A 24,994-nucleotide genomic window follows, 5' to 3' on the forward strand; every position below is an offset into this window, starting at 1 on the left:
AATTTTACTAACATACGGGTAAGTAGATCTGTGCTTATGAGATTATCACACATTCGGACGTTCCCTACCTATCACAAATATTTAAAAGAATTACAGGACTTCGGGTATATAACCTACTCCCCTTCTTACCATCCAGGATTCAGAAGTACTATTACACTAAACATTGGAAAATAAACAATCTATTTAAGTGGGAAAATAAATAAATCTTGTTCTTGATCAACATTGATTAATTGCTTTTGAAATAAAAAAGCAATTTAAAGATGATAACAGTAAAAAAAACTTCAATTTCAACTATCTGATTATTAAACAAAAGAAAGAAAACTTCACTTTTTTTAAAAAAAAACGTTCTAAAAGCTTGGTTCGTTTTAAAAAGCCTCCTATATTTGCACCGTTGAAAATAACAAAAGCATAAGCTTTAAAGGTTCAACAAAAGTAATTAATTAAGAATTAAAATACAATATCTTAATTATAAGTTCTAAAATATTTTGCAGATATTAAATAGAAATTTTCAAATCTATTCCGTATTCAAGAATATAAATGATATTTCGGATTTTAAAGTATAAATTATTTTGTGGCAAATTCGTGGCAATCTTAATTTAAAAACTTCAAAACCCTTACAATATATAATACTAAAGGAGAGAGTTCAAATACCTCTTTCTCCGCTACAATGGCCAGGGGAGATACTCAAGCGGCCAACGAGGACGGACTGTAAATCCGTTGGGAAACCTTCGCAGGTTCGAATCCTGCTCTCCCCACAAAAAGCTATCTATTTTAGATAGCTTTTTTTATTGTATCTAGTTTTATAATAAAACCAAACTCCGACAAACAATATAATTAAATAATAAACTTGGAATCATAAATAAAGGATATACTCCCCTTAATTACTGAACTTCTTGAACACTGCTCCAAATAATATTTACCTCACTTAAAGTAGCCATTACTGGCAAAATATATCTAATTATAAACGACTGAATTTTTTTATACCTTATTTTATCGTACGAACTAAATTCATCTACATTTCTTGATACAGGTGAATATTGAAAAAAGTAGTGAAAAATTAATATTGAAGAAGACAGGAATGGAAAAATAAAAGTTCTATTTTTAAATTCCTTATCATTAAAAAGTGAATCACCCAAAGAAGACACAATGCCTATTAAAAATAAATCAGACATTTTTTATTTTCTTTTACAATAAGTGCATTAAAAAAATGTAATATCTTGATTGTATTATATAAAAAAAGCAACTCAAATGAGTTGCTTTTGTGACGATGGCAGGATTCAAACCTGCAACCTTCTGAGCCGTAATCAGATGCGCTATTCAGTTGCGCCACATCGCCATGATGTTAAAAATTATTTTTTTTGTGACGATGGCAGGATTCAAACCTGCAACCTTCTGAGCCGTAATCAGATGCGCTATTCAGTTGCGCCACATCGCCTTGTTATTTTTATAACGGTGCAAATATAGTGGGTTTTTAATACACAAACCAAACATTTTAATGCTTTTTTTGAATAAAATAAGATTGCGGTTTATAAGTTATTTGTTTTTAATAACTTGTGATTATTAAAAAATTAGTTTGCCTGCGTTTAAAACTTAAAATATCTTTGAGGTTTAATTATATCAACAGAATAAAGTGTTTTCATATCTGCAATTTTTAGTAAAATCTACCAATCAGCATGGGGTTCATTCTCCTTTTGTCTATAACTATATTACTAAAGGATTGTACAATGCAAAAAAAAATCTGCAAGTATCAAACAAAACAAATCAATGGTTACTACACTCAATACAATACTTTCAACCAAATGCTGTTTATATTTCAGATAATGCATTGTTAGATGGTATCAAAGATGTATCAGTAGAAACAACTGTTGCCTTATCAAACGCAGATTTAATTTTAGATCACTACACATTAGAAAATCACGCACGAATAGTTCAAACAATAAACAGCATGAACAATTCACAACTTTTATTGATTGCTTCGTACAAAAAATATCCTAAATCTTTTTTTAATGAATTAAGAAAGAATCCTGAAATTACATTGGTTGTCGATTTTTACTATGGTTGTTTAATATCAAAACGTACCGAACAGCCAAAACAAAACTTCTTTATACGCTATTAAAAGTAGGTTCGTTTATTCATACGTGCATCAATACTGTTATCGCCCGGACCAACAATAAGCAAAAACACAAAACCAATCAAATATAAAAAGCCTAATTCGGCATCACCAAAAATCTGCCATCCGTGAGTGCCTATAGCTACCAACATGGTTACTATTAACGGAATTAAAGCAACGCGGGTATATAAGCCAAATATTAGTAATATCGAACATAAAATCTCTACAGTAATTGCTAAAATTAAAGATATTTGCGAACCTAAACCTAAAAAATCATAAAACTGCGTCTTTAATACTTCTAAATTAACAATCTTAATCCATCCGTGGTTTGCAATCATCAATCCGCCTAAACATAAACGAAACAACAACAGCCCAAAACTTAAGGTTTTAGGTGATATTTTCGTAGTACTTAATTTCATAATTTATCTTTTCTTTTTAATAACAATTACCAATTTAGCTAATTAATATTAAACGCACAACTTATTTTTTTAGTGTATATTTACGGAAACATTATTTATGAAGGTTTATACTAAAACAGGCGATAAAGGTACCACCGCATTATTTGGAGGATCGCGCGTACCAAAATATCATATTCGTATTGAAAGCTACGGAACGGTAGACGAGTTGAATTCGTACATTGGTTTAATTCGCGACCAGGAAATCAATACTATATATAAAGATCAATTAATTCGTATTCAGGACAGATTGTTCACTTTAGGTGCCATTTTGGCTACCGATCCTGAAAAAGCAATTTTAAAAAACGGTAAAGAACGATTGAATATCCCTAAAATTACCGAAGAAGATGTTGCCTTTTTAGAGAAAGCTATTGATGAAATGGAAACAAATCTGCCGCAAATGACGCATTTTGTTTTGCCTGGCGGACATACAACCGTGTCATATTGTCATATTGCACGCTGTGTTTGTCGTAGAGCTGAGCGCTTATCTACCCATTTAAATGACATAGAACCTACCGATGAAATGGTTTTGAAGTATTTAAACCGACTTTCTGACTATTTATTTGTGTTGGCACGAAAGTTGACTTTTGATTTGAACGCCGAAGAGGTAAAATGGATACCCGAAAAACAATAATAAGGTATCTTAACATAACAAACGTTCTTTATTTAGAAAGATTTAATGAAAAAAAAATTGCTTTTTTCATTATAAAATTTATTTTTGCACATAATTACTAAAAATATCAAAGATGTATTGGACATTAGAATTAGCATCGTATTTAAGTGATGCCCCATGGCCAGCTACCAAAGATGAGCTTATAGATTACGCCATCAGAACTGGTGCACCTTTAGAAGTTGTAGAAAACTTACAATCGATCGAAGATGAAGGTGAGATCTATGAATCAATGGAAGAAATTTGGCCAGATTATCCTTCAGATGAAGACTATCTTTGGAACGAGGATGAATATTAGAAATACATAGCAAAAAAAGTCTCGGTTAACAAGAGGCTTTTTTTTGTAACCACATATCACGGAATATTAATTTAAAATCAAACTTATTTATGAGTATCATAAATAGTATCTTAAAGGCGTTTGTGGGCGATAAATCACAGAAAGACGTAAAGTCCATCCGCCCTATTGTAGATAAAATCAACCAGTATTACAGTTCATTCGAGAATTTATCGAACGATGAGTTAAGAGAAAAAACTATTTCTTTTAAAGAAAAAATAAAGCAGGCACGTTTTGGTCAGGATTCTAAAATTGCTTCGTACCGCGAAGAATTAGAGAAAACTACTGACATTGACAAACGCGAAACAATTTATGCTTCTATCGATACTTTAGAGAAAGAGGCTTATACCCTATCGGAAAAAGCTTTGTTCGATATTTTACCAGAAGCTTTTGCAGTGGTTAAAGAAACCGCACGTCGTTTCACAAACAACAATGAATTGGTGGTTACTGCTACAGAACAAGACAAATTGTTTGCACAAACTAAAGGTCACGTTCGTATCGAAGGCGATAAAGCAATCTGGTCTAACACATGGGAAGTTGCCGGCAAAATGTTAAGCTGGAACATGGTTCATTATGATGTGCAGATGATTGGTGGAACAGTAATTCACCAAGGAAAAATTGCCGAAATGCAAACGGGTGAAGGTAAAACATTGGTATCAACCTCTCCTATTTATCTTAACGCATTGGCTGGAAACGGCGTACACGTTGTAACGGTGAACGACTACCTTGCAAAACGTGACTGCCAGTGGAATGCCCCTTTGTTTGAATTCCACGGATTAACTGTTGATTGTATCGATAATCACCAACCAAACTCATCGGGTCGTCGTGATGCGTATCAGGCAGATATTACTTACGGAACAAACAACGAATTCGGTTTTGATTATTTGCGTGATAACATGGCACATACGCCGGAAGAATTGGTTCAACGCAAGCACAATTTCGCAATTGTAGATGAGGTGGATTCTGTTTTGGTTGATGATGCTCGTACACCATTAATTATCTCAGGTCCGGTTCCAATGGGCGATCGTCATGAATTTTTAGAATTAAAACCTAAAGTAGATTCATTGGTAGCACAACAGCGCCAGTTATCAAATCAGTTTTTAACCGAAGCCAAACGTTTAATAAAAGCGGGTGACACCAAACAAGGTGGTTTCAATTTACTAAGATCATACCGTGCATTGCCTAAAAATAAAGCGTTAATCAAGTTTTTGTCTGAAGAAGGTGTAAAACAAATTCTTCAAAAAACCGAAAATCATTTTATGCAGGACAACAACCGCGAAATGAAAAAGGTAGACGAAGGCTTATTGTTCGTAATTAACGAAAAAAACAATCAGGTAGAATTAACAGATAACGGTATCAAAGCATTATCGCAAGGAATGGATGAAAATTTCTTTATTCTACCAGATATCGGAACAGAAATTGCCAAAATTGAAAAATTAAACATTTCTGCAGAAGAAATGTCAGAGAAAAAAGAAATTTTATTCCAAGATTTCGGAGTAAAATCAGAACGTATCCACACATTAACCCAGTTATTAAAAGCATACGCGTTGTTTGAAAAAGATTCGGAATACGTTGTGGTTGATAACAAAGTAATGATTGTTGACGAGCAAACCGGTCGTATTATGGATGGTCGTCGTTATTCAGACGGATTACACCAAGCGATCGAAGCGAAAGAAAACGTAAAAATCGAAGCTGCTACCCAAACATTTGCAACCGTTACCCTACAGAATTATTTCCGTATGTACAGCAAATTGGCAGGTATGACAGGTACTGCCATTACAGAAGCAGGCGAATTTTGGGAAATTTATAAATTAGATGTTGTTGAAATTCCAACCAACCGCCCAATGGCACGCGAAGACCGTGAAGATAAAATTTATCGTTCAATCCGTGAAAAATTCAATGCGGTTATTGATGATGTTGTGGAATTATCACAAGCTGGTCGTCCGGTATTAATTGGTACAACATCGGTAGAAAACTCAGAATTATTAAGCCGTATGTTAAAAATGCGCGGAATAAAACACAACGTTTTAAATGCAAAACTACACAAACAAGAGGCACAAATTGTAGAAGAAGCAGGAAATCCGGGGGTTGTTACCATTGCAACAAACATGGCTGGTCGTGGTACCGATATCAAGTTAACCCAAGAAGTTAAAGATGCAGGTGGTTTGGCAATTATTGGTACAGAACGCCACGATTCTCGTCGAGTTGACCGTCAGTTACGTGGTCGTGCAGGTCGTCAAGGAGATGTTGGGTCTTCGCAATTCTATGTTTCTTTAGAAGATAATTTAATGCGTTTGTTTGGGTCAGAGCGTGTTGCGAAGATTATGGACGGTATGGGCTTAAAAGAAGGTGAAGTAATTCAGCACCCTTGGATGACCAAATCGATCGAACGAGCACAAAAACGAGTAGAAGAAAACAACTTTGGTGTACGTAAACGTTTGTTGGAATATGATGATGTTATGAATGCACAACGTGAAGTTGTTTACAAACGCCGCCGTCACGCATTACACGGAGATCGTTTAAAAGTAGATATCGCCAACATGATGTTCGATTTATGTGATTATTTGGTTGAAGGAAACAAAATAGGAAACGATTTTAAAAATTTCGAATACGATTTAATTAAAATATTCGGAATGGAATCTCCTATTACAGTTGATGAATTCAACAAATTAAGTGATGCCGAACTTACAGATAAATTGTACGAAGCCGCTTATAAAAAATACGTTGCCAAATGCGATGAAAGTGCCGTTGAAGCATTTAAAGTAATTAAAAACGTACACGAAAATGGTGGTTACGAGCGTATGGTTGTTCCGTTTACCGATGGAATTAAAACCATAAACGTAGTTACCGATTTAAACAAAGCGTTTGAAACAGAAGGAAAAACGTTAATTAACGATTTCGAGAAAAACATTGTTCTTTCTATTGTTGACGAAGCTTGGAAAAAGCACTTACGCAAAATGGACGAATTAAAACAATCTGTTCAGTTAGCCGTACACGAACAAAAAGATCCTTTATTGGTTTATAAGTTCGAAGCTTTTAACTTGTTTAAAGATACTATGCAAAGCATTAATAAAGATGTAATTTCGTTCTTAATGAAAGGTGACTTACCAAAACAACCTGAACAAGAACAAAACAATGAACCACAAATTAGAACAAACGGTTCGTTTACAATCTAAATAAAAAAGTAAAAACTCCAACTTAACGGTTGGAGTTTTTTAATTTAAATAAATATCACTAAACAATTTTTTATTATTAATCTCTTTAAAATAATTATCAAAAAACAGATCTAAAATTTCTTTTCTAATTATTTCTAAATTCTCATATTTCAGTAAAACAGATGTTTGAAAAAGAAATTCATTTAGCTTTGTTTCTTCATTAATATTATAAAATATCAATCTTCCATATTTATAATTTTCATCTTCTTTAACTACTTCTATTGCAATAGATAATTCATTAATCAGCTTAGTTTTTAAGTTTGTTTCAAGAAATTTATAGCTGTAATAGTAGCTTAAAGATTTATCATTTATAATAAGAAATTCTTTACCATAACAATTCCAAATTAAATATCTTACAGGAAAAACTATTAATACAAATGTGAATATAATTGCAGCAGTAATAAACTCTGAATTGTTATTTTCATCTTTTGAACTACTAATTGTTAAATAAAAAATTACAATAAAACATAACAATATAAATAAAGACAAAACCAATTTTCCAATTAGTTTTGTCTTTACAGTAAATTCTAAATACAAATTTACGCCATCATATCTTTTAGAAAAGATGTTTTGCATTTCATATTTAATTTTTACCTAGTTACCGCTAAAGTATCCGTTACAGGTGTATCAATAATAGGAATTACTGTTTCGTTTACCGGAATGATAAACTCCGTAATCCATTCATTTGATTTTTGTGTGGTTAAAATCGATGTTTTATAGATTGATATCGGTTTGATATCGGCACGTTGCGTTAAATTTTTAGCTGCAATTTCTTTTTTAACTTCTGTCCAAGCTTTATCGCTGTGCATATAATCACCGGTTAAAACCGTTTTGTAGCCGTGAAAAGCTGGTAGTTTTTCGCAAACAATGTCGCTACCTTCTGCTGTGCTGAAAAAGTTTTTAATAGGTAAGCAAACCGAATAACGCACGTTTCCTGAAAGCACATTAATATTTTCAAACACTGTAAACGGAGATCCGTAAGGTTCTAATTCAAAGTTTTTGGCAAAATTACTCATGTGTTCCATGCTCTGGAAAATTTTATCACCTAAATTTTCAATGTTCGATTCTACTGTCTGTTTTATATAGAACATCTCCGAAATCATTGTGATACCTTCATTCTTAATCGAGAATTTTTTAAGACTTTCTGTAATGTTTTTATCAATCTTGGTTAGACCTTCTTCAAAAGTTGGAGCGATCATACTTTCTGGTGTTCCCTGAAAAAATAATTTGAATTTTTCACTGAAAGATAAATTTCCTTTTACTTTCCAACCAATCGTTGTTTTTCCGTTTACTTCATCAAAATACATCTTGGTATCATAATTGTTACCCGAAATATTCATTTTTAAGAAAACGGTATCGTTAGGAATTGATTTTGTAATAAAAGCTTCGTTTCCGTTCCATGTAACTTTTGCGTCTTTTCCTTTATAAATAGAATCTAATTTAAATGCGCTTGCGTTATCGTTCCACGGATTCCAATCACCAAAATTCTGTAAATTATCAACATATCTAAACAATCGCTGGTTAGATAATTCTGTTTTTTTACTTACACTAAATTCATATTCACTTTTACCGGTTGCAATATAAACGGTTAAAAAAACTATTGCCAACGCAGCAATAATGAAGATGTACTTTAAAATTTTCATAGAATTTTAATCTTTTAAGGTGACTTTAATTACGAACAGCAATGCTATAAACAATAAAAAAGTAAACAAAACCCATAAACTGCCTTTGTAATAAACTTTGTGCATTTTTAAATCTTTGCGATACATAATAATCATTATTATTACAAAAACTATTACAAATAAAAGTGCAAAGATAAGCTGGCCTTGTGAAAACATACTTTTTTATACAAATATAACCAAATTAAGTGCATAAAAAAAGCTTGCAAACGCAAGCTTCTTCATTATATTTTAACAGTCCAGTTAAATGGATCGTCTGCTAATTTATTCTGTAGTTTTGTTAAAGCATTTTTAAGCTGTAAGGCATAGGATTCTTCATCTGCCATTTCTGGTAACTGATAGTATTGATCTTTGTAAGAAAAACCTTCGATCTGGTTAACAACAGCTGCTGTTCCTGCTCCGAAAATTTCTTTCAACGTACCATTTTTAGCAGCGTTTAATATAGTGTCAACCTGTACAGATTCAATTTTAATATCGTACCCTAAAGATTCACCCAACTGAATCAAACTTTTACGGGTAACACCGTCTAAAATACGATCCGATGTTGGCGCAGTGAACAACGTATCGTTAATTCTAAAGAAAACGTTCATTGTACCGGCTTCTTCTAAATGCGTATGGTTAGAATCTGTCCAGATTACTTGATTAAAACCTGCTTCTTGAGCTAATTTTGTAGGATAAAACTGTGCTGAATAGTTACCTGCAGCTTTTGCAGCACCAATACCGCCATTTGCGGCACGACTGTAATAATCGGCAATTTGAACTTTAATTTTACCCGCATAATAAGATTTTGCAGGTGATAAAAGAATACAGAATAAAAATTCGTTCGATGGGCTTGCAATCACACCGCTTTCAGTAGCAATCATAAACGGACGGATATATAAAGAATTTCCTAAACCTTTACGCACCCACTCTTTTTCAACTTTAATCAATTCTTTTAAACCACCAATAAAACGGGTTTCATCAATTGCTGGCATTGCCAAACGGATCGCCGATTTATTAAAACGTTCAAAATTTTGATCCGGTCTAAACATCCAAATATCGTTGTTCTCTTCTTTATAAGCTTTCATTCCTTCAAAAATTGCTTGTCCGTAATGAAAAACTCTTGCCGAAGGATCTAACGTAATTGGTGCATAAGGCTTAATTTCCAAAGTACCCCATTCACCGTTTTTATACTCACAAACTAACATATGGTCTGTAAACTTTTCTCCAAATTTCACATTTTCAAAATCAAAAGTATCGATTTTAGAAGCAGCTACTTTAGTTAGTTTTAAGTTGTTTAAAATGTTTGAATCCATTTTTACTTTTACTATTTAAAATTTGTTATGTTGTTTTAAACTTTACAAATTTAGAAAAAAAAATTCGTTACAAATAGTTTGAATTATGTAATTTACAACAAAAACCCATTATTACTATAAATATTTTAATTTTATTAAGTTTTGATAAATTAGCTGAAATAAAGTTAATTAGCCTGTTTTTAGTTTACTATTTTTATATTTGTAAAAATTTATTTTAAAGCATGAAAAAAATAGTATTTGTTTTCGCAGCGGCATCGTTAATGATTGCCTGCAATAAGAAAGAAACCGTAACTACAGATAAAGTTGAAAATACAACTGAAACCGCAATGAACTATCAAGTTTTTGGTGACAGTATTACTAAAGACAACGCAATTACAAAAGAGGAAATGTTGGCTAAATACGAAAGTATGAAACCAACTGATACCTTGGATGTTAAGTTTACATCTGAAATTAAAAATACCTGCAAGAAAAAAGGTTGTTGGATGACTTTAAATTTAGCTAATGAAAAAGAAGTTTTTGTAAAGTTTAAAGATTATGCATTCTTTGTGCCTAAAGAAGGTGCAGAAAACCATACGGCAATTGTTTCTGGTAAAGCGTTTATCGAAGAAACATCGGTAGATCAGTTAAAGCACGAAGCAAAAGATGCGGGTAAAACACAAGCCGAAATCGATCAAATTACAAAGCCATCTAAAAACTATCGTTTCATGGCAGACGGTGTTTTAATTGCAGCTGCTAAATAATGAAAAAAGTACTGTTAATTTTTTTAACCGTTGCTTTTGCCACAAGTTGTCAGCAAAAAAATGATACGAACAAAGCTGTAACAGTTAAAGACACTGTTGCTGATGCTAAATTTCAAATGTACGAAATGTCTGAAATGGCGGCTTTAATGGAACAAATGTATGCTTACAATACGCAGCTTAAAGAACGTATTAAAACAAATCAGGATTTAGGCAGTTATCCTGTGGCTTTTGATAAATTGCATACTGCTGTTTTAACAGAAGCTTCGGATCGTGATCCATTTTTTAACGATCAGGCAATAAAATTTATCGAAGCTCAAAAAGCTATATATACCGACCCTGTTCAAGCAAAAGACAATTTCAATAAAATGGTGAACCAGTGTTTAGAATGTCATTCTAAAAAATGTGGCGGACCTATTCCAAGAATCAAAAAACTGATCATTCCGTAAATGGATCGTGAAATTATAGTTACCGAAGACGGTTCGCATTCTTTATTTGTTAAAGATATGGGTGAAACTTTTCATTCCAAACACGGAGCCGTTCAGGAATCTGCCCACGTTTACATTAAAAACGGTATTGAATTAATCAACAAAGAAACCATTCATGTTTTAGAATATGGTTTTGGCACCGGATTGAATACTTTGCTTACGTTAGAATTTGCGGTAAACCATAATAAAAAAATTGTTTACGAAAGTATTGAAGCTTATCCGCTCACTGCAAATGAATTTAATTTATTGAATTATAATGATTTTGTAAAAACACCGGTTACGCTTCAACAATTGCATGAAATTCCAGTTGATACAAACGAAAAGGTAACCGAACATTTTAGTCTGCTGAAACATTTCTGTAAGATCGAAAATTTCACAACAAATAATAAATTTGATATTGTTTATTTTGATGTTTTCGGATTTGATTATCAAAGCGAATTATGGTCGGCAGAAATTTTACAAAAAGCCTATGATTTTTTAAATACAGACGGAATTTTTGTAACCTACGCCTGTAAAGGGATAGTTAATAGAAGACTAAAAGAAATAGGCTTCAAAGTTCACAAAACCGCCGGACCACCTGGAAAACGTGAGATGATTATTGCTGTTAAAAAAATCTAAAATTTTAATAAAACTAATTGCTTTTGGTTTATATTTATATAAAATTACAGATTATGACAGAACGATTAAATCACACCATAAAAATTTTAGAAAAAGTAAGTTTCAGTAAAGATTTGTTTCTAAAAGAGATTACCAAAGCAATTGAATTTCTGCTTCCGTTTGAAATTGACAAATTAAAAGAATGGATTGCAGATTTCACTAAAAACAAAAGCGATTTAGAAGACATTATAGTAATCTTATAAAACAAAAAGGATGGAGTAATTTCCATCCTTTTCTTTTTTCTATCTATTTAATTTTGGACTTATAATTGCAATATCCTGAAAAGCAATCGCTCCTTTTACAACTCCTGAAATTGTTTGACGTAACGCATCAACAATATGAATTTTTAATTCGTTTTTAGGAAAAATCAAACTAACCTCGCGTGATGGTTTCGGATCGGCAAATTCAATGATATTCTTTTTATCGTTTTCGCTTAAATTCAACGTGTGCAGATAAGGCAACAACGTTACCCCTAACCCTTCGTTAGCCAAACCAATCAAGGTTTCAAAACTACCCGAAGTCAATTCAAAATTCTGTGATTGATCCAATTTTGAAGCCTTGCAAATGTTTAAAATTCCGTTGGTAAAGCAATGTCCGTCCTGCAAAAGCAAAATATCGTTTACGTTTAAATCATTCGGAGATAATTCGGTCAATCCATTTCTGAATTCAGCAGGAAAATACCCCACAAAAGGTTCATAATAAAGCACAATTTCCTTTAAATCACTTTCATTTAAAGGTGTTGCGGCAATAGCAGCATCTAACTGTCCTTTCTGTAACCTGTTGATAATTTCGTCTGTAGTATGTTCTTCAACAATTAAATTTATTTTCGGATATTTTCTAATGAAATTCTTTAGAAACATGGGCAGCAACGTAGGCATAATGGTTGGAATGATTCCAATTTTAAAATCGCCCCCAATAAAACCTTTCTGCTGTTCAACGATATCTTTAATTCTGTCGGCTTCGTTAACAATGCTCTTTGCCTGCTCAACAATTTTTTTACCAACTTCGGTTAACTGAATCGGTTTTTTATTGCGATCAAAAATTCTAATTTCCAATTCTTCCTCAAGTTTCTGAATCTGCATACTTAACGTAGGCTGTGTAACAAAACACTTTTCTGCCGCAATGGTAAAATTTAAATGCTCTGCAACGGCAAGCACATAATTTAGTTGGGTAATGGTCATTTTTAAAAGATTTTAACTATTGAAAAATTGATACTATCAATAGAACTTATACAAATATCGGTTAATTATTTGTAAATTTGATAGTAGAATTTTAAAAATAAGGTTATGAATATTTTAGGCTTACCACAGAAACAGACAAAAGAAAATATTGAATTGTTGAATGTTTTATTGTCGAACTTTCAAGTTTATTATCAAAATTTACGCGGCTTGCATTGGAACATCCGCGGGAAACGTTTTTTTGAACTTCATGTAAAATTTGAAGAATTGTACAATCAGGCACAGTTAAGAATTGATGAAATCGCCGAGCGTGTTTTAACTTTAGGCGGAACTCCTTTTCATACATTCGACGATTACTTGAAAAACAATTCGTTGAAAGTTGCAAAAGATATTACTAATGATGAAGAAGCGGTTGAAGTGATTGTAAAATCGTTAGCTTCTTTATTGACTATAGAACGTGAAATTTTGGAAAAAGCCGGCGAAATTAACGATGAAGGAACCAATTCTATGATGAGCGATTTAATTACCGAACAAGAAAAAGACATCTGGATGATGCAGGCTTTTTTGGGATAATTTGAGTATAAAAAAAGCTGAACAAATGTTCAGCTTTTTGTGTATTTAGAATAAACAATTACTTCTTAATTATTCAACATTACCGGCATAACAAGCATTGTAACTGTTTCACCTTCGTCTAAACCATCGATCGGAGTTAAAATTCCGGCGCGGTTTGGTAACGACATTTCCAATTGTATTTCGTCTGACTGTAGGTTGGTTAACATTTCACTTAAAAAACGTGAATTAAAACCAATTTGCATATCATCACCTTTATAATCACATGTTAAACGCTCGTCTGCTTTGTTTGAGTAGTCAATATCTTCTGCTGAAATGTTTAATTCAGTTCCTGCAATTTTTAAACGAATCTGGTGCGTTGTTTTGTTAGCGTAAATAGCCACACGACGAACCGAGCTTAAAAACTGTGTACGAGAAATAATCAGTTTGTTTGGGTTTTCTTTTGGAATTACCGCTTCGTAATTTGGATATTTTCCATCGATCAATCTACAGATCAACGTATAATTATCAAAACTAAACATTGCGTTAGAATCGTTGTATTCAATAGAAACCGCAGCATCTGATGTCGCTAAAATATTCTTTAAAATATTCAACGGTTTTTTAGGCATAATAAAGTTTGCTTCTGCAGAACTTGTAACATCGGTTCTTGAATATTTAACCAATTTATGCGCATCGGTTGCAACAAAAATCACTCCTGTTGGTGCAAACTGAAAATAAACACCAGACATTACCGGACGCAAATCATCGTTACCGGCAGCAAAAATGGTTTTACTGATTGCGGTATGTAATATTTCGGCACCAATTTCAGCTTTCGACGGATCTTCTAACATTTCTGCCTTTGGAAATTCCTCGCCTGGTAAATATGCTAAAACGTATTTTCCTAAATCAGAACTAATTTCAATAGTACTGTTGTCTTTCACTGTGAAAGTTAACGGTTGTTCAGGAAACGTTTTTAAGGTTTCTAATAACAAACGTGCCGGAACTGCAATAGATCCTTCACTGGTTGATTCAATCTCTAAAGCAGCCGTCATGGTTGTTTCCAAATCAGACGCAGATACTTTTAATTGATTTTGATCAAGTTCAAATAAGAAATTATCAAGAATATGTAAGGTGTTGTTACTGTTGATAACGCTTCCTAAAACTTGTAATTGTTTCAATAGATACGAGCTCGATACAATAAATTTCATCCGTTTATTTTTATTTATGCCTTCTTGGCAGGTTTTTACAAATATATTTCTTTTAAAGCGAAAAATAAAACTTTATTTTAAGCAACTATTTTGTGTATTTCTTTTTGCGTAAAAAAGTAAAAACAAAACCGAAAACAGCCAATACAGCCAATGGTAAAACCACAATTATTATTTGTATGTAGTTGTAATCGGTGTACACTTTTTCTTTGTCAAGCAAGGCTAATTTTACTTCTTTGGTTCTTAAATTAATCAATCCGTTATCGTCTAACAGATAATTGACAGCATTTACAAGAAATTCTTTGTTTCCGTACAAAGTGTTTGTCCATTTATCGTAACCTAATTCCATTGGCTGAAAACCCTGATCTAATTGGTTTCTAACGATATCACCATCAGAAATTACAATCATTTTTGTCGGTTTTCCTTCGGTAAGATAATTGTCTGTTTTAAATGGAACGATTCTGTTTTTAAATACCGATGTAAAATTTCCTTCTAACAAAACAGCCAGCGGAAACGATTGCATTTTTACGGTTTTAGGATCAATTTTTTCCTGAATAGTTTTAGATAAACTCACAATACTTGGCGTTCCCACCTTAACAGAATAAGGCGATGACGATAATAATACCGTTTTTTTGATGTTGTTTTTCAACGTATCGATACTATTTGCAAAATCGAATTTTACTACATCGATATTATTGACGATTGGATGGGTTGATCCGCTAACAACATACGGAGCGAATTTCCAGTTGAACGTTTCATAAACGGTTTCGCTGCCTTGCTGACCAACTGCCAGTTTTATTGGCGATCCCATTTCATCTTTAACCAAATCGGGATTTACACGCACGCCGTATTTAAACAACATTTCGCCTAAACTTTGATCTTTTGGATACGCCAGCATTTCACTGGTTGAGTTGTACAAACTGTCCATATCTGCCTGAACCTGATCCAACATCCAAATTGATTTTCCGCCGTTCATAACAAACTGATCCAACACCTGAATTTGATTTTCGTTGAATTCTTTTGTAGGTTTTGCAATGATAGCCAAATCGTATGCCTGCAAATCTTTTAAGGTTTTCTGAGGATTTGTCGCAACGCTGTCTAACGTAAAAGGTGCTATGAAATAACTGTCTTTTAAGGTGCGGAGAAAGTCGGCAATGTAAACATCATTTGGTTCGCCAATTCCTTTTATAATCGCTATTTTTTTAGATTTTTCGGTATTAACCTTATGAATTGCTTCGGTAATCGCGTATTCTAAATGTTGAACAGACGATGCAATTTTATCTTCGGTTGTAGCCGTCATGGCATTTTTAAGCAACTGAATTTTCGCACGATTTTCGCCTTTTATAGCAACTGCCCACGGAAAAACCATTTCTTGTGACTGCTTGCCTTTATCATTTACCGAAATATTGATCGGTTTCATTCCGTTTACAAAAAGATTTTCAGCCATTTTTGCAGCTTCGTTTTCAGCTGATAACGGATCAATAAATAAGAAATTAACATTGCTGTTATACGCATTAAATTCTTCTAACAACTGTTTGCTTTCGGTTTGTAATTTGCGTAATTCGGCAGGAAAATTTCCTTCTAAATAAACATCAATAAAAATAGGTTCGGTTACGTTGCCCAATACATTTTTGGTAGCTTCTGAAAGCGTATATCTTTTATCTGAAGTTAGATCAAACCTATGAAAAACATAGCTTCCAACAATATTCAAAACAATTAATACTGCTGCAATGCCTAAAAACGATTGTATACTTTTTTGCTTTTTCATTATTTACGCACGTTTTTTAGGTTAAACACAGTTGCTATTAAAAAGAAAACGGTTAACGAAATAAAATAGATTAAATCTCGGGTATCAATAACACCGCGACTTATACTTTTAAAATGATAACTTATTCCAAATTTTTCTATGATTGTTGCCGATGATTTGAACAATTCTGCCAATTGATCGAACCCTAAATAAAGTACAAAACAGATAATTACCGCTAAAATAAACGCCACAATTTGATTGTCTGATAACGACGAACAGAAAATTCCGATGCTGGTGTAAGCTGCAATTAAGAATAGCAAGCCCAAGTACGAACCTAATGTGCTGCCTAAATCCATATTGCCAGCCGGCATTCCGTACGGATTTAAAATGATTATGTATAAAACCGTTGGTAAAATTGCCAGCACAACCAATAAAAACGCGCCTAAAAATTTACCGGTAACAATTTGGTTTAAACTCAATGGTTTGGTTACCAATAGTTCAATAGTTCCTTGTTTACGCTCGTCTGAAATACTTTTCATAGTAATTGCAGGAATTAACAAAAGCAAAACCAAAGGTGCCAATTGAAAAAACGGAGTTAAATCGTTATAACCGCTTTGTAAAATATTGTATTGCCCGTCTACAATCCAAAGGAAAATTCCATTTAAAATTAAGAAGACAGCAATAACCAGATAACCTGTTAACGAACCAAAAAACGATTTGATTTCTCGTAGTAATATTGCTTTCATATTATGGTAACGATTCTAATTTATCAACACTCCACGCTTGGGGTTTATCATTAAAAAAGGCTTTTGTGTATGCCCAAACACTTTTAAAAAGATCCGAATTTCGGTAAGTTTCCAAATCGCTTTCTTCGTTCCAAACAGAATATGTGAAAAAGATACTTGGATTGTTTTTATCTTGATAAAGCTCTAAAAAATTGTTTCCGGGAAAATTTCTTATATCGTTTTTAACACTATGAAAGTTATCTAAAAACAACGGAATTTTCTCTTCATGAAAACTCATTTTAACTATTCTAATAAACATATATCTTAAAGTATTATTCGGTAAATTCTATAATAACAGTGTCTCGGTACGATACACCAAAAAGGGTTTTCGCATTTCCTACATTCTCATAATCAGATTTGTAGATAGACATTTGTAAAAAATCTAAATCATTAAAAATAAACAACATATCGCCTTCGTATTCGCGCAGCGTTTTACTTTCAGTATTAAAATCAGCGTAAAACTCATTTATCCTATTAATGCGATATTTTACGGCATTAATCACGTATTTTCGACCGTTTCTAACGCGTTCAAACAATTCCTTCGAAATATTGGTAACGGCATTTCCGTAGTGATCCATATAAATAACAGATCCCCGAATCGAATTTTCGTCATCGGCAATTTTCGGACGTAATTCCACCAAAAGCTCGCAATCGTTATAGTTAATTTTTGTACCTAAACTGCTGCAAGATACATTTTTAAACAATTCATTAGCAACATAAGTGTATAATGAAACCGTATCGTTACAAAAATCAGGAATTTTTAAATCAACAATTTCCGTTTCGTCGTCGGCAGTTGCTAATAAAGTGATGGTGCCGTTGTTTGCTGTTAAAAAAAAGTGATCGTTAAATTTAGTAAGTAAAAATGAGGTTTGGTCGAACATTTCGGCCTCTACCAAAACCATGTGCAAACTACCTTTAGGAAAATTGCTGTAAGCCCCAAATAAAACGTAACTGGCATTGGCTATATTGTATAAATCAATGCAATGCGAAACATCAACTATTTGCGCCTGCGGTATTTCGGTTAATATTTTACCTTTTACCGAAGCAACAAAATGATCTTTAATACCGTAATCTGTAGTTAACGTAATTATTGACATTAATTTATTTTATTAGTGTTCTTTTTTAATGTTTTTTTGATTAGATTTGAGATATACAAAACTAATTTTTTTTAATTAAATCTAATAGCTTTTGAACGAAAGAATCATAGAACTAGAACATATTACACCAAAAGATTTTTGGGGTGCACAAGATATTCATTTAGAAACCATTAAAAAACTGTATCCAAAGTTAAAAATTGTGGCTCGTGGAACTACCATGAAAATTTTTGGAGAGGCTGAAATATTAGACCAGTTTCAATCGCGTTTTGAACGTATCTTAAAGTATTACGAAAAATACAACCAACTAAACGAAAACATTATTGAACGATTGATTTTAGACGATGTTCCGCAACGAATGGACAAATCTGACGAAATTTTGGTGCACGGTTTAGGTGGAAAATTAATTAAAGCAACCACACCCAACCAGCAAAAGTTGGTCGATTTAGTTTTTAAAAACGATATGGTTTTTGCCATTGGTCCCGCAGGAACTGGTAAAACCTACACCGGTGTTGCATTAGCTGTTAAAGCGTTGAAGGAAAAACAGGTAAAGCGCATTATTTTAACTCGCCCTGCAGTTGAAGCCGGCGAAAATTTAGGCTTTTTACCGGGCGATATGAAAGAAAAGTTAGATCCGTACATGCAACCTTTATATGATGCTTTGCGCGATATGTTGCCGCCAACCACGTTAGAAGATTATTTGTTAAAAGGAATTATTCAGATTGCACCTTTAGCTTTTATGCGTGGACGAACGTTGGATAATGCCTTCGTAATTTTAGACGAAGCTCAAAATACCACTCACAGCCAAATGAAGATGTTTTTAACGCGTATGGGTAAAAATGCCAAATTTATTATTACGGGCGATCCTGGTCAGGTTGATTTACCACGAAAAGTAACATCGGGCTTACGTGAGGCTTTACGTATTTTAGAAGGTGTAGAAGGTATTGGTTTTGTGTTTTTAGACGATAAAGATATTGTACGCCACCGCTTGGTTAAGAAAATTGTGGAAGCTTACAAAAAAGTTGAAACAGCGAACGAATTTGCATCGCACCAAAATTATTATCAGAACAATCAAAATACAGAAAATCCGACAAGTTAGTCGGATTTTTTTTTTCAAAAAAATTTATCAAATATAATTGTTATATTATTATGATATTCAGACCTCACAGGTTTCTAAAACCTGTGAGGTCTACAATTATAAATAGGTTTTAATCTTAAATCAACTTCATTAAAACATTCGAATCTATACCTTCGTGCGATTCATGATAAACCACTTTACCATCTTTAATCAACAAAACTTGCGGTGATTGATGCGTAATTCCAGAATCATCGGCAATTTTGTTTGATATATCTCTGTAAACAATTAAATCTAAATAATACACGTCAATAGCGTCGTGCATTAAAAAATCACTTTCAAAATTCTTTAGCGCCATTTTACTGATGATACAACGCGTACTGTGTTTAAAAATCAACTGAAATTTATGGTGCGATGCTTCTTTTATTTCTTCTAATTGATTTACGTTTTCTAAAACCTTCCAATTCATTTTTGTAACTTTAATACTCAAATATACGCCAATTTATCATATTTAATCTATCTGTAAAAACCTTAATTAGTGTCATTTTGTCGTAATAATTACAATTAAAACACTTAAAATAAGACAAATAGTCATAAAAAAGTATTTGGAACATCATTTGAAAATAAGCTAACAACAACACAACATAAAAAAAAAAATATGAATTTAAATAATTTTACAATAAAATCGCAAGAAGTACTACAACAGGCTCAAGTTTTGGTACAGACCTTTGGTCAACAACAAATAGAAAACGAGCATCTTTTAAAAGCAATTTTAGAAGTCGATGAAAACGTAACGCCTTTCATTCTAAAGAAAGTCGGAATTAATATCGATCAGTTAAAATCGCAAAACGATCAAATTATAGAATCGTTTCCTAGAGTTGAAGGTGCGCAGATTGGTTTATCACGTTCGGCAGGAAATGCTTTGAACGAAGCACAAGTCATCGCAAAAAAAATGAACGATGAATATGTATCAATTGAACATTTGTTTCTGGCAATTTTAAAATCGAACAGTAAAATTGCATCGTTCCTAAAAACCAGCGGAGCTACCGAAAAGCAAATCGAAGCTGCAATTAGCGAACTGCGAAAAGGTGAACGCGTAACATCGGCATCGGCAGAAGACACCTACAATTCACTAAACAAATACGCCAAAAATTTAAACGAATTGGCGAATAGTGGAAAGTTGGATCCTGTTATTGGGCGCGATGAAGAAATTAGACGCGTGTTGCAGATTTTAACCCGCCGATCTAAAAACAACCCCATGTTGATTGGTGAACCGGGCGTTGGTAAAACCGCAATTGCCGAAGGTTTGGCGCACAGAATTGTTCAGGGCGATGTACCTGAAAATCTGAAAGACAAAATTGTTTTTTCGTTAGACATGGGTGCGTTGATTGCAGGAGCAAAGTATAAAGGTGAGTTTGAAGAACGCTTGAAATCGGTTGTGAAAGAAGTAACATCGTCTGAAGGAAATATTATTCTTTTTATAGATGAAATTCACACGCTTGTTGGTGCAGGTGGTGGCGAAGGTGCTATGGATGCGGCAAATATTTTAAAACCGGCTTTGGCTCGTGGCGAATTAAGAGCGATTGGTGCTACGACTTTAGACGAGTATCAAAAATATTTCGAGAAAGATAAAGCGTTAGAACGTCGTTTTCAAAAGGTAATCATCGAAGAACCCGATACCGAAAGTGCCATTTCTATTCTACGTGGAATTAAAGAAAAGTATGAAACACATCATAAAGTACGTATTAAAGACGAAGCAATTATTGGGGCGGTTGAATTGTCGCAACGTTATATTTCGAACCGATTTTTACCAGACAAAGCAATCGATTTAATGGACGAAGCGGCATCGAAAATTCGTATGGAAATCAATTCAAAACCAGAAGAATTAGATGTTTTAGACCGAAAAATCATGCAGTTGGAAATTGAAATTGAAGCGATTAAACGCGAAAATGACGAAGCAAAACTGAAAGTTTTAGGTATTGATCTGGCAAATTTGAAAGAAGAACGCAATCAGATTTTTTCTAAATGGAAATCAGAAAAAGATGTGGTTGACAACATTCAGAATGCCAAATTAGAAATCGAAGAATATAAATTAGAAGCCGAGCGCGCCGAACGTAATGGAGATTATGGTAAAGTTGCCGAAATTCGTTACGGAAAAATTCAGGATGCGGAAAACCGTTTGGCTGAATTTCAAAAACAGTTAGATGAAAATCAAAAAGGAACTTCGCTAATCAAAGAAGAAGTTACTTACGAAGATATTGCCGAAGTTGTTGCAAAATGGACAGGTGTTCCTGTGACCAAAATGCTGCAAAGCGACCGCGAAAAACTTTTGAATTTAGAAAACGAATTACATAAACGCGTGGTTGGTCAGGAAGAAGCAATTGAAGCAATTTCAGACGCTGTTCGTAGAAGTCGTTCGGGCTTGCAAGATCCAAAAAAACCAATCGGATCGTTCTTATTTTTGGGAACTACCGGAGTTGGTAAAACCGAGCTGGCAAAAGCGTTGGCTGAATATTTGTTCGATGACGAAAATGCTATGACCCGTATTGATATGAGTGAGTATTCTGAACGCCACAGTGTGAGTCGTTTGGTTGGTGCACCTCCTGGATACGTTGGTTACGATGAAGGTGGACAGTTGACAGAAGCTGTGAGAAGAAGACCTTATTCGGTTATTTTGTTAGATGAAATTGAAAAAGCGCATCCCGATACTTTTAACGTATTGTTGCAGGTTTTAGATGAAGGACGATTAACCGATAACAAAGGTCGTTTGGCAGATTTTAAAAATACCATTATTATTATGACATCGAACATGGGGAGCCATATCATTCAGGAACAGTTTGATAAAAACCCGATTGAAGAAGCTACCGAAAATGCAAAATCCGAAGTATTGAATCAATTAAAAACAATGGTTCGTCCGGAATTTTTAAACCGTATCGATGAAATCATCATGTTCACGCCGCTTACAAAAGGTAACATTGAGCAAATTGTATCGTTCCAGTTAAAAAGTGTGTTTAAAATGCTGGCTCAACAACACATTACTATGGATGCAACCCCTGAAGCTATCAATTATTTAGCTAAAAAAGGATTTGATCCGCATTTTGGTGCTCGTCCGGTAAAACGTGTGATACAGCGCGAAGTTTTAAACCAGCTTTCAAAAGAAATTCTTTCGGGAAGCATTAAAACCGATAGTATCATCCTCCTGGATAGTTTTGAAGATAAATTGGTTTTTAGAAACCAAGACTAACAACAGCATAACAATTAAGCGTCTTAAAAATATTTTAAGACGCTTTTATATTTTATTGAATCAATTTTTGTAAATTGGAAATAAAAAATTATGGAACAAAGACATGTAGAAATTTTTGCCGGAAGCGCCATTATGGCAATGGCTGTAAAGCATACGTTAGATGAAAACAACATTTCGTATGTAGAACGAAACGATATAGAATCTGCAATTACCGCCGGGTTCGGGTCTGCCGATAAAGCTGTACACATTTTTGTGTTTGAAGACGATGAAGAAAAAGCACGTTACGCTTTAGTAGAAGCTAATTTTGATGATATTGACGAAGTTGGCGATTTAATTGATGATGAAAACGAAGAATAAAAAAGCTGTTCAAATGAACAGCTTTTTTATTTTAATTAGCGAACTAATTTTTTGTATTTGATACGTGTTGGTGCTACGTCACCTAAACGTTTTTTACGGTTTTCTTCGTATTCAGAGAAAGATCCTTCAAAGAAATAAACTTCAGAATCTCCTTCAAAAGCTAAAATGTGTGTACAAACACGGTCTAAAAACCAACGGTCGTGCGATATAATTACGGCACAGCCTGCAAAATTCTCTAAACCTTCTTCTAAAGCACGTAACGTATTAATATCCAAATCGTTGGTAGGCTCATCTAACAACAAAACGTTTCCTTCTTCTTTCAAAGTCATTGCCAAGTGCAAACGGTTACGCTCACCACCAGATAATGCTGAAACTTTTTTGTTTTGATCTGATCCTGCAAAGTTAAAGCGCGATAAATAAGCACGTGCATTTACTTGGCGACCACCCATCATGATTAATTCTTGGCCTTCGGCAAAATTATCATAGATTGATTTTTCTGTATCGATATTTTTATGCGATTGATCAACATAAGCAATTTTCACGGTATCACCAACCACAAATTCACCAGAATCGGCTTTTTGTTCGTCCATAATCATACGGAAAATAGTAGATTTACCTGCACCGTTTGGTCCGATAATTCCAACAATACCCGCTTGCGGAAGCGTAAAGTTTAAATTATCGTACAAAATTTTATCTCCGAATGCTTTTGCAACACCTTTGGCTTCAATAACATTTGTACCTAAACGTGGTCCGTTTGGAATATATATTTCCAGTTTTTCTTCTAATTGTTTTTGATCTTCGTTCAGCAAGCGGTCGTAATTCTGTAAACGCGCCTTTTGCTTTGTTTGACGACCTTTTGCTCCCTGACGAACCCAATCTAACTCACGTTCTAAGGTTTTTCTACGTTTCGATGCCGTTTTTTCTTCCTGCTCTAAACGTTTTGCTTTTTGATCTAACCAAGAAGAGTAGTTTCCTTTCCATGGAATACCTTCTCCCCTATCCAATTCTAAAATCCATCCGGCAACATTATCCAAGAAATAACGGTCGTGCGTTACAGCAATGATTGTTCCTTTATATTGTTGCAAATGTTGTTCTAACCAATGAACCGATTCTGCATCTAAGTGGTTGGTTGGCTCATCTAACAATAAAACATCTGGTTCTTGCAACAACAAACGACACAAAGCAACACGACGGCGTTCACCACCCGAAAGTACAGAAATTGGTGTGTCTGGCTCAGGGCAACGAAGTGCATCCATAGCAACTTCTAACTTATTATCTAATTCCCATCCGCCAACTGCATCAATTTTATCCTGTAAATCTGCCTGGCGATCCATTAATTTCTGCATTTTATCTGCATCTTCATAAACCTCTGGCAAACCAAACATATCATTAATTTTGTTGAACTCGTCTAAAATAGCCACAACTTCTGCCATTCCTTCGCGAACAACTTCAATCACGGTTTTGGTTTCATCTAACTGCGGTTCCTGTTCTAAATAACCAACGGTATAACCCGGTGCAAAAACTACATCTCCTTGATAATTTTTATCGGCACCTGCAATAATTTTAAGTAACGATGATTTTCCTGAACCATTTAAACCTAAAATTCCAATTTTAGCTCCGTAAAAAAAGCTTAAATAAATATCTTTAAGCACTGTTTTGTTTGTCGATGAGTAAGTTTTACTCACTTTCGACATTGAAAAGATTACTTTTTTATCGTCTGACATAATTATTTTTAGTATATTTTTAGATACACATCAAAAATACCACTTAAAATTGTATTAATAAAAATTTATTTGATTGCAGATAAAAATCTGTTTTGTATTTTTGAATAAAAATAAAAATATGGAATTTACAGAGAACTTTAGAAAATCGAATAATTTTAGAATTAACGGTCAAATGCTTTATATAACAGATGCAAATGGTCATGAATTGGAACTTTTTGTAGGCGAAGAAATTGAAGCTGCAAGATGGAGCGATGAAGGCAGATTGCTTGTTGTGTTAAAAAGCGGAGCAGTTAGATCGTACGAAAACGAGGTGAATTATATTAAAATATAAAAACAGAACTTTTAAAAGTTCTGTTTTTTTAATGTTATTTTTTGGTTAAGTTTTTATAAATTCGG

At 33.6% G+C, this 24,994-nt stretch carries 27 protein-coding genes and 3 tRNA genes; 14 read left to right on the forward strand and 16 right to left on the reverse strand.

Annotation, left to right across the window (positions count from 1 at the left end; all coding sequences use genetic code 11):
• Positions 1 to 674: 674 nt before the first annotated feature.
• Positions 675 to 755: transfer RNA gene (locus BM253_RS13100), tRNA-Tyr, on the forward strand.
• A gap of 126 nt (positions 756 to 881) precedes the next feature.
• Here BM253_RS13100 and BM253_RS13105 read toward each other — a convergent pair.
• The 3 genes from BM253_RS13105 to BM253_RS13115 all read right to left on the reverse strand — a co-directional run bounded on the left by BM253_RS13105 (position 882) and on the right by BM253_RS13115 (position 1,435).
• The gene (locus BM253_RS13105) at positions 882 to 1,172 is read right to left on the reverse strand and encodes a hypothetical protein (RefSeq protein ID WP_091525203.1); all 291 of its coding nucleotides are present in this window, start codon (positions 1,170 to 1,172) and stop codon (positions 882 to 884) included.
• Positions 1,173 to 1,262: 90 nt separating this feature from the next.
• Positions 1,263 to 1,336: transfer RNA gene (locus tag BM253_RS13110), tRNA-Arg, on the reverse strand.
• Between the two features lie 25 nt (positions 1,337 to 1,361).
• Positions 1,362 to 1,435 (reverse strand) — tRNA-Arg (locus BM253_RS13115).
• A 195-nt stretch (positions 1,436 to 1,630) separates the two neighbouring features.
• On the opposite strand from BM253_RS13115, the gene BM253_RS13120 reads away from it, so the two are divergent.
• Positions 1,631 to 2,116 (forward strand): hypothetical protein, encoded by a 486-nt coding sequence (locus BM253_RS13120; protein ID WP_091525207.1) that lies wholly within the window; start codon positions 1,631 to 1,633, stop codon positions 2,114 to 2,116.
• Here BM253_RS13120 and BM253_RS13125 read toward each other — a convergent pair.
• Positions 2,113 to 2,529, reverse strand: coding sequence for a DoxX family protein (locus BM253_RS13125; RefSeq protein ID WP_091525210.1), 417 nt, complete (start codon positions 2,527 to 2,529; stop codon positions 2,113 to 2,115). The genes BM253_RS13120 and BM253_RS13125 overlap by 4 nt on opposite strands.
• Before the next feature lie 97 nt (positions 2,530 to 2,626).
• Here BM253_RS13125 and BM253_RS13130 point away from each other — a divergent pair, with 97 nt between their 5' ends.
• The 3 genes from BM253_RS13130 to secA all read left to right on the forward strand — a co-directional run bounded on the left by BM253_RS13130 (position 2,627) and on the right by secA (position 6,745).
• Positions 2,627 to 3,199 carry a cob(I)yrinic acid a,c-diamide adenosyltransferase gene (locus tag BM253_RS13130; protein ID WP_091525213.1) on the forward strand — a complete coding sequence of 191 codons (573 nt, stop codon included), beginning with the start codon at positions 2,627 to 2,629 and terminating at the stop codon, positions 3,197 to 3,199.
• 112 nt (positions 3,200 to 3,311) lie between these two features.
• On the forward strand, positions 3,312 to 3,533 hold the full coding sequence (locus BM253_RS13135; protein ID WP_014166495.1) for a DUF2795 domain-containing protein: 222 nt from the start codon (positions 3,312 to 3,314) through the stop codon (positions 3,531 to 3,533).
• Between the two features lie 89 nt (positions 3,534 to 3,622).
• On the forward strand, positions 3,623 to 6,745 hold the full coding sequence (secA, locus tag BM253_RS13140) for a preprotein translocase subunit SecA (protein WP_091525215.1): 3,123 nt from the start codon (positions 3,623 to 3,625) through the stop codon (positions 6,743 to 6,745).
• Between the two features lie 39 nt (positions 6,746 to 6,784).
• Here the strand turns inward: secA and BM253_RS13145 are convergent, their stop codons facing one another.
• The 4 genes from BM253_RS13145 to BM253_RS13160 form a co-directional block, all read right to left on the reverse strand.
• Complete coding sequence (locus tag BM253_RS13145) at positions 6,785 to 7,360, reverse strand: hypothetical protein (protein ID WP_091525217.1); 576 nt, start codon at positions 7,358 to 7,360, stop codon at positions 6,785 to 6,787.
• Between the two features lie 14 nt (positions 7,361 to 7,374).
• Complete coding sequence (locus tag BM253_RS13150) at positions 7,375 to 8,427, reverse strand: hypothetical protein (RefSeq protein WP_091525218.1); 1,053 nt, start codon at positions 8,425 to 8,427, stop codon at positions 7,375 to 7,377.
• A 6-nt stretch (positions 8,428 to 8,433) separates the two neighbouring features.
• Positions 8,434 to 8,622, reverse strand: a complete 189-nt coding sequence (locus BM253_RS17550; RefSeq protein WP_091525220.1) for a hypothetical protein — start codon at positions 8,620 to 8,622, stop codon at positions 8,434 to 8,436.
• A gap of 65 nt (positions 8,623 to 8,687) precedes the next feature.
• The gene (locus BM253_RS13160) at positions 8,688 to 9,758 is read right to left on the reverse strand and encodes a branched-chain amino acid aminotransferase (RefSeq protein WP_091525222.1); all 1,071 of its coding nucleotides are present in this window, start codon (positions 9,756 to 9,758) and stop codon (positions 8,688 to 8,690) included.
• 221 nt (positions 9,759 to 9,979) lie between these two features.
• Here BM253_RS13160 and BM253_RS13165 point away from each other — a divergent pair, with 221 nt between their 5' ends.
• Genes BM253_RS13165 through BM253_RS13180 form a run of 4 tightly spaced genes read left to right on the forward strand, consistent with a single transcriptional unit; the run spans position 9,980 to position 11,843 of the window.
• Positions 9,980 to 10,498 carry a DUF4920 domain-containing protein gene (locus BM253_RS13165; RefSeq protein WP_091525224.1) on the forward strand — a complete coding sequence of 173 codons (519 nt, stop codon included), beginning with the start codon at positions 9,980 to 9,982 and terminating at the stop codon, positions 10,496 to 10,498.
• Positions 10,498 to 10,944 (forward strand): hypothetical protein, encoded by a 447-nt coding sequence (locus BM253_RS13170; RefSeq protein ID WP_091525226.1) that lies wholly within the window; start codon positions 10,498 to 10,500, stop codon positions 10,942 to 10,944. Before BM253_RS13165 ends, BM253_RS13170 begins: the two co-directional genes overlap by 1 nt.
• Positions 10,945 to 11,601 (forward strand): tRNA (5-methylaminomethyl-2-thiouridine)(34)-methyltransferase MnmC2, encoded by a 657-nt coding sequence (gene mnmD / locus BM253_RS13175; protein WP_091525228.1) that lies wholly within the window; start codon positions 10,945 to 10,947, stop codon positions 11,599 to 11,601. It begins immediately after the preceding gene.
• Positions 11,602 to 11,654: 53 nt separating this feature from the next.
• Positions 11,655 to 11,843 (forward strand): hypothetical protein, encoded by a 189-nt coding sequence (locus tag BM253_RS13180; protein ID WP_091525230.1) that lies wholly within the window; start codon positions 11,655 to 11,657, stop codon positions 11,841 to 11,843.
• A gap of 39 nt (positions 11,844 to 11,882) precedes the next feature.
• Here the strand turns inward: BM253_RS13180 and BM253_RS13185 are convergent, their stop codons facing one another.
• Positions 11,883 to 12,821 (reverse strand): LysR family transcriptional regulator, encoded by a 939-nt coding sequence (locus tag BM253_RS13185; protein ID WP_091525232.1) that lies wholly within the window; start codon positions 12,819 to 12,821, stop codon positions 11,883 to 11,885.
• Between the two features lie 105 nt (positions 12,822 to 12,926).
• Here BM253_RS13185 and BM253_RS13190 point away from each other — a divergent pair, with 105 nt between their 5' ends.
• Positions 12,927 to 13,391, forward strand: coding sequence for a Dps family protein (locus BM253_RS13190; RefSeq protein WP_091525234.1), 465 nt, complete (start codon positions 12,927 to 12,929; stop codon positions 13,389 to 13,391).
• A gap of 65 nt (positions 13,392 to 13,456) precedes the next feature.
• Here the strand turns inward: BM253_RS13190 and dnaN are convergent, their stop codons facing one another.
• From dnaN to BM253_RS13215, 5 genes are all read right to left on the reverse strand, one after another.
• Positions 13,457 to 14,575: a DNA polymerase III subunit beta gene (dnaN, locus tag BM253_RS13195; protein ID WP_091525236.1), complete on the reverse strand. Its 1,119-nt coding sequence runs from the start codon at positions 14,573 to 14,575 to the stop codon at positions 13,457 to 13,459.
• 85 nt (positions 14,576 to 14,660) lie between these two features.
• Positions 14,661 to 16,340 carry a gliding motility-associated ABC transporter substrate-binding protein GldG gene (gene gldG, locus BM253_RS13200; RefSeq protein ID WP_091525237.1) on the reverse strand — a complete coding sequence of 560 codons (1,680 nt, stop codon included), beginning with the start codon at positions 16,338 to 16,340 and terminating at the stop codon, positions 14,661 to 14,663.
• Complete coding sequence (gene gldF / locus BM253_RS13205) at positions 16,340 to 17,065, reverse strand: gliding motility-associated ABC transporter permease subunit GldF (protein WP_091525239.1); 726 nt, start codon at positions 17,063 to 17,065, stop codon at positions 16,340 to 16,342. Before gldF ends, gldG begins: the two co-directional genes overlap by 1 nt.
• 1 nt (position 17,066) lies before the next feature.
• Positions 17,067 to 17,363, reverse strand: a complete 297-nt coding sequence (locus BM253_RS13210; protein WP_091525240.1) for a putative quinol monooxygenase — start codon at positions 17,361 to 17,363, stop codon at positions 17,067 to 17,069.
• A gap of 13 nt (positions 17,364 to 17,376) precedes the next feature.
• Complete coding sequence (locus BM253_RS13215; RefSeq protein ID WP_091525242.1) at positions 17,377 to 18,201, reverse strand: SAM hydrolase/SAM-dependent halogenase family protein; 825 nt, start codon at positions 18,199 to 18,201, stop codon at positions 17,377 to 17,379.
• Between the two features lie 91 nt (positions 18,202 to 18,292).
• Between BM253_RS13215 and BM253_RS13220 the strand changes: the two genes are divergently transcribed.
• Positions 18,293 to 19,297: a PhoH family protein gene (locus BM253_RS13220; RefSeq protein WP_091525244.1), complete on the forward strand. Its 1,005-nt coding sequence runs from the start codon at positions 18,293 to 18,295 to the stop codon at positions 19,295 to 19,297.
• Between the two features lie 115 nt (positions 19,298 to 19,412).
• On the opposite strand, the gene ytxJ is transcribed toward BM253_RS13220, so the two are convergent.
• A complete protein-coding gene (gene ytxJ, locus BM253_RS13225; protein WP_091525246.1) occupies positions 19,413 to 19,742 on the reverse strand; it encodes a bacillithiol system redox-active protein YtxJ in 330 nt (109 codons plus the stop codon).
• A gap of 189 nt (positions 19,743 to 19,931) precedes the next feature.
• On the opposite strand from ytxJ, the gene clpB reads away from it, so the two are divergent.
• Positions 19,932 to 22,517 (forward strand): ATP-dependent chaperone ClpB, encoded by a 2,586-nt coding sequence (clpB, locus tag BM253_RS13230; RefSeq protein ID WP_091525248.1) that lies wholly within the window; start codon positions 19,932 to 19,934, stop codon positions 22,515 to 22,517.
• 90 nt (positions 22,518 to 22,607) lie between these two features.
• The gene (locus tag BM253_RS13235) at positions 22,608 to 22,874 is read left to right on the forward strand and encodes a putative signal transducing protein (protein ID WP_091525250.1); all 267 of its coding nucleotides are present in this window, start codon (positions 22,608 to 22,610) and stop codon (positions 22,872 to 22,874) included.
• A gap of 35 nt (positions 22,875 to 22,909) precedes the next feature.
• On the opposite strand, the gene ettA is transcribed toward BM253_RS13235, so the two are convergent.
• Entirely contained in the window at positions 22,910 to 24,598 is a 1,689-nt protein-coding gene (gene ettA / locus BM253_RS13240; protein ID WP_091525252.1) for an energy-dependent translational throttle protein EttA, read from the reverse strand.
• A 118-nt stretch (positions 24,599 to 24,716) separates the two neighbouring features.
• On the opposite strand from ettA, the gene BM253_RS13245 reads away from it, so the two are divergent.
• Positions 24,717 to 24,929, forward strand: coding sequence for a hypothetical protein (locus BM253_RS13245; RefSeq protein ID WP_091525254.1), 213 nt, complete (start codon positions 24,717 to 24,719; stop codon positions 24,927 to 24,929).
• Positions 24,930 to 24,994: the final 65 nt, after the last annotated feature.

It is taken from the genome of Paenimyroides ummariense (assembly GCF_900115115.1).
Taxonomy (GTDB): Bacteria; Bacteroidota; Bacteroidia; order Flavobacteriales; family Flavobacteriaceae; genus Flavobacterium; species Flavobacterium ummariense.

Coding starts and splice junctions, on each gene's coding strand:
- ettA (WP_091525252.1), bottom strand. CDS start 24,598: ATGTCAGACGATAAAAAAGTAATCTTTTCAATGTCGAAAGTGAGTAAA.
- BM253_RS13185 (WP_091525232.1), bottom strand. CDS start 12,821: ATGACCATTACCCAACTAAATTATGTGCTTGCCGTTGCAGAGCATTTA.
- ytxJ (WP_091525246.1), bottom strand. CDS start 19,742: ATGAATTGGAAGGTTTTAGAAAACGTAAATCAATTAGAAGAAATAAAA.
- BM253_RS13170 (WP_091525226.1), top strand. CDS start 10,498: ATGAAAAAAGTACTGTTAATTTTTTTAACCGTTGCTTTTGCCACAAGT.
- gldF (WP_091525239.1), bottom strand. CDS start 17,065: ATGAAAGCAATATTACTACGAGAAATCAAATCGTTTTTTGGTTCGTTA.
- BM253_RS13235 (WP_091525250.1), top strand. CDS start 22,608: ATGGAACAAAGACATGTAGAAATTTTTGCCGGAAGCGCCATTATGGCA.
- BM253_RS13125 (WP_091525210.1), bottom strand. CDS start 2,529: ATGAAATTAAGTACTACGAAAATATCACCTAAAACCTTAAGTTTTGGG.
- BM253_RS13190 (WP_091525234.1), top strand. CDS start 12,927: ATGAATATTTTAGGCTTACCACAGAAACAGACAAAAGAAAATATTGAA.
- BM253_RS13245 (WP_091525254.1), top strand. CDS start 24,717: ATGGAATTTACAGAGAACTTTAGAAAATCGAATAATTTTAGAATTAAC.
- BM253_RS13165 (WP_091525224.1), top strand. CDS start 9,980: ATGAAAAAAATAGTATTTGTTTTCGCAGCGGCATCGTTAATGATTGCC.
- mnmD (WP_091525228.1), top strand. CDS start 10,945: ATGGATCGTGAAATTATAGTTACCGAAGACGGTTCGCATTCTTTATTT.
- BM253_RS17550 (WP_091525220.1), bottom strand. CDS start 8,622: ATGTTTTCACAAGGCCAGCTTATCTTTGCACTTTTATTTGTAATAGTT.
- BM253_RS13160 (WP_091525222.1), bottom strand. CDS start 9,758: ATGGATTCAAACATTTTAAACAACTTAAAACTAACTAAAGTAGCTGCT.
- BM253_RS13210 (WP_091525240.1), bottom strand. CDS start 17,363: ATGTTTATTAGAATAGTTAAAATGAGTTTTCATGAAGAGAAAATTCCG.
- BM253_RS13135 (WP_014166495.1), top strand. CDS start 3,312: ATGTATTGGACATTAGAATTAGCATCGTATTTAAGTGATGCCCCATGG.
- BM253_RS13145 (WP_091525217.1), bottom strand. CDS start 7,360: ATGCAAAACATCTTTTCTAAAAGATATGATGGCGTAAATTTGTATTTA.
- BM253_RS13105 (WP_091525203.1), bottom strand. CDS start 1,172: ATGTCTGATTTATTTTTAATAGGCATTGTGTCTTCTTTGGGTGATTCA.
- BM253_RS13130 (WP_091525213.1), top strand. CDS start 2,627: ATGAAGGTTTATACTAAAACAGGCGATAAAGGTACCACCGCATTATTT.
- BM253_RS13215 (WP_091525242.1), bottom strand. CDS start 18,201: ATGTCAATAATTACGTTAACTACAGATTACGGTATTAAAGATCATTTT.
- dnaN (WP_091525236.1), bottom strand. CDS start 14,575: ATGAAATTTATTGTATCGAGCTCGTATCTATTGAAACAATTACAAGTT.
- secA (WP_091525215.1), top strand. CDS start 3,623: ATGAGTATCATAAATAGTATCTTAAAGGCGTTTGTGGGCGATAAATCA.
- BM253_RS13180 (WP_091525230.1), top strand. CDS start 11,655: ATGACAGAACGATTAAATCACACCATAAAAATTTTAGAAAAAGTAAGT.
- gldG (WP_091525237.1), bottom strand. CDS start 16,340: ATGAAAAAGCAAAAAAGTATACAATCGTTTTTAGGCATTGCAGCAGTA.
- BM253_RS13150 (WP_091525218.1), bottom strand. CDS start 8,427: ATGAAAATTTTAAAGTACATCTTCATTATTGCTGCGTTGGCAATAGTT.
- clpB (WP_091525248.1), top strand. CDS start 19,932: ATGAATTTAAATAATTTTACAATAAAATCGCAAGAAGTACTACAACAG.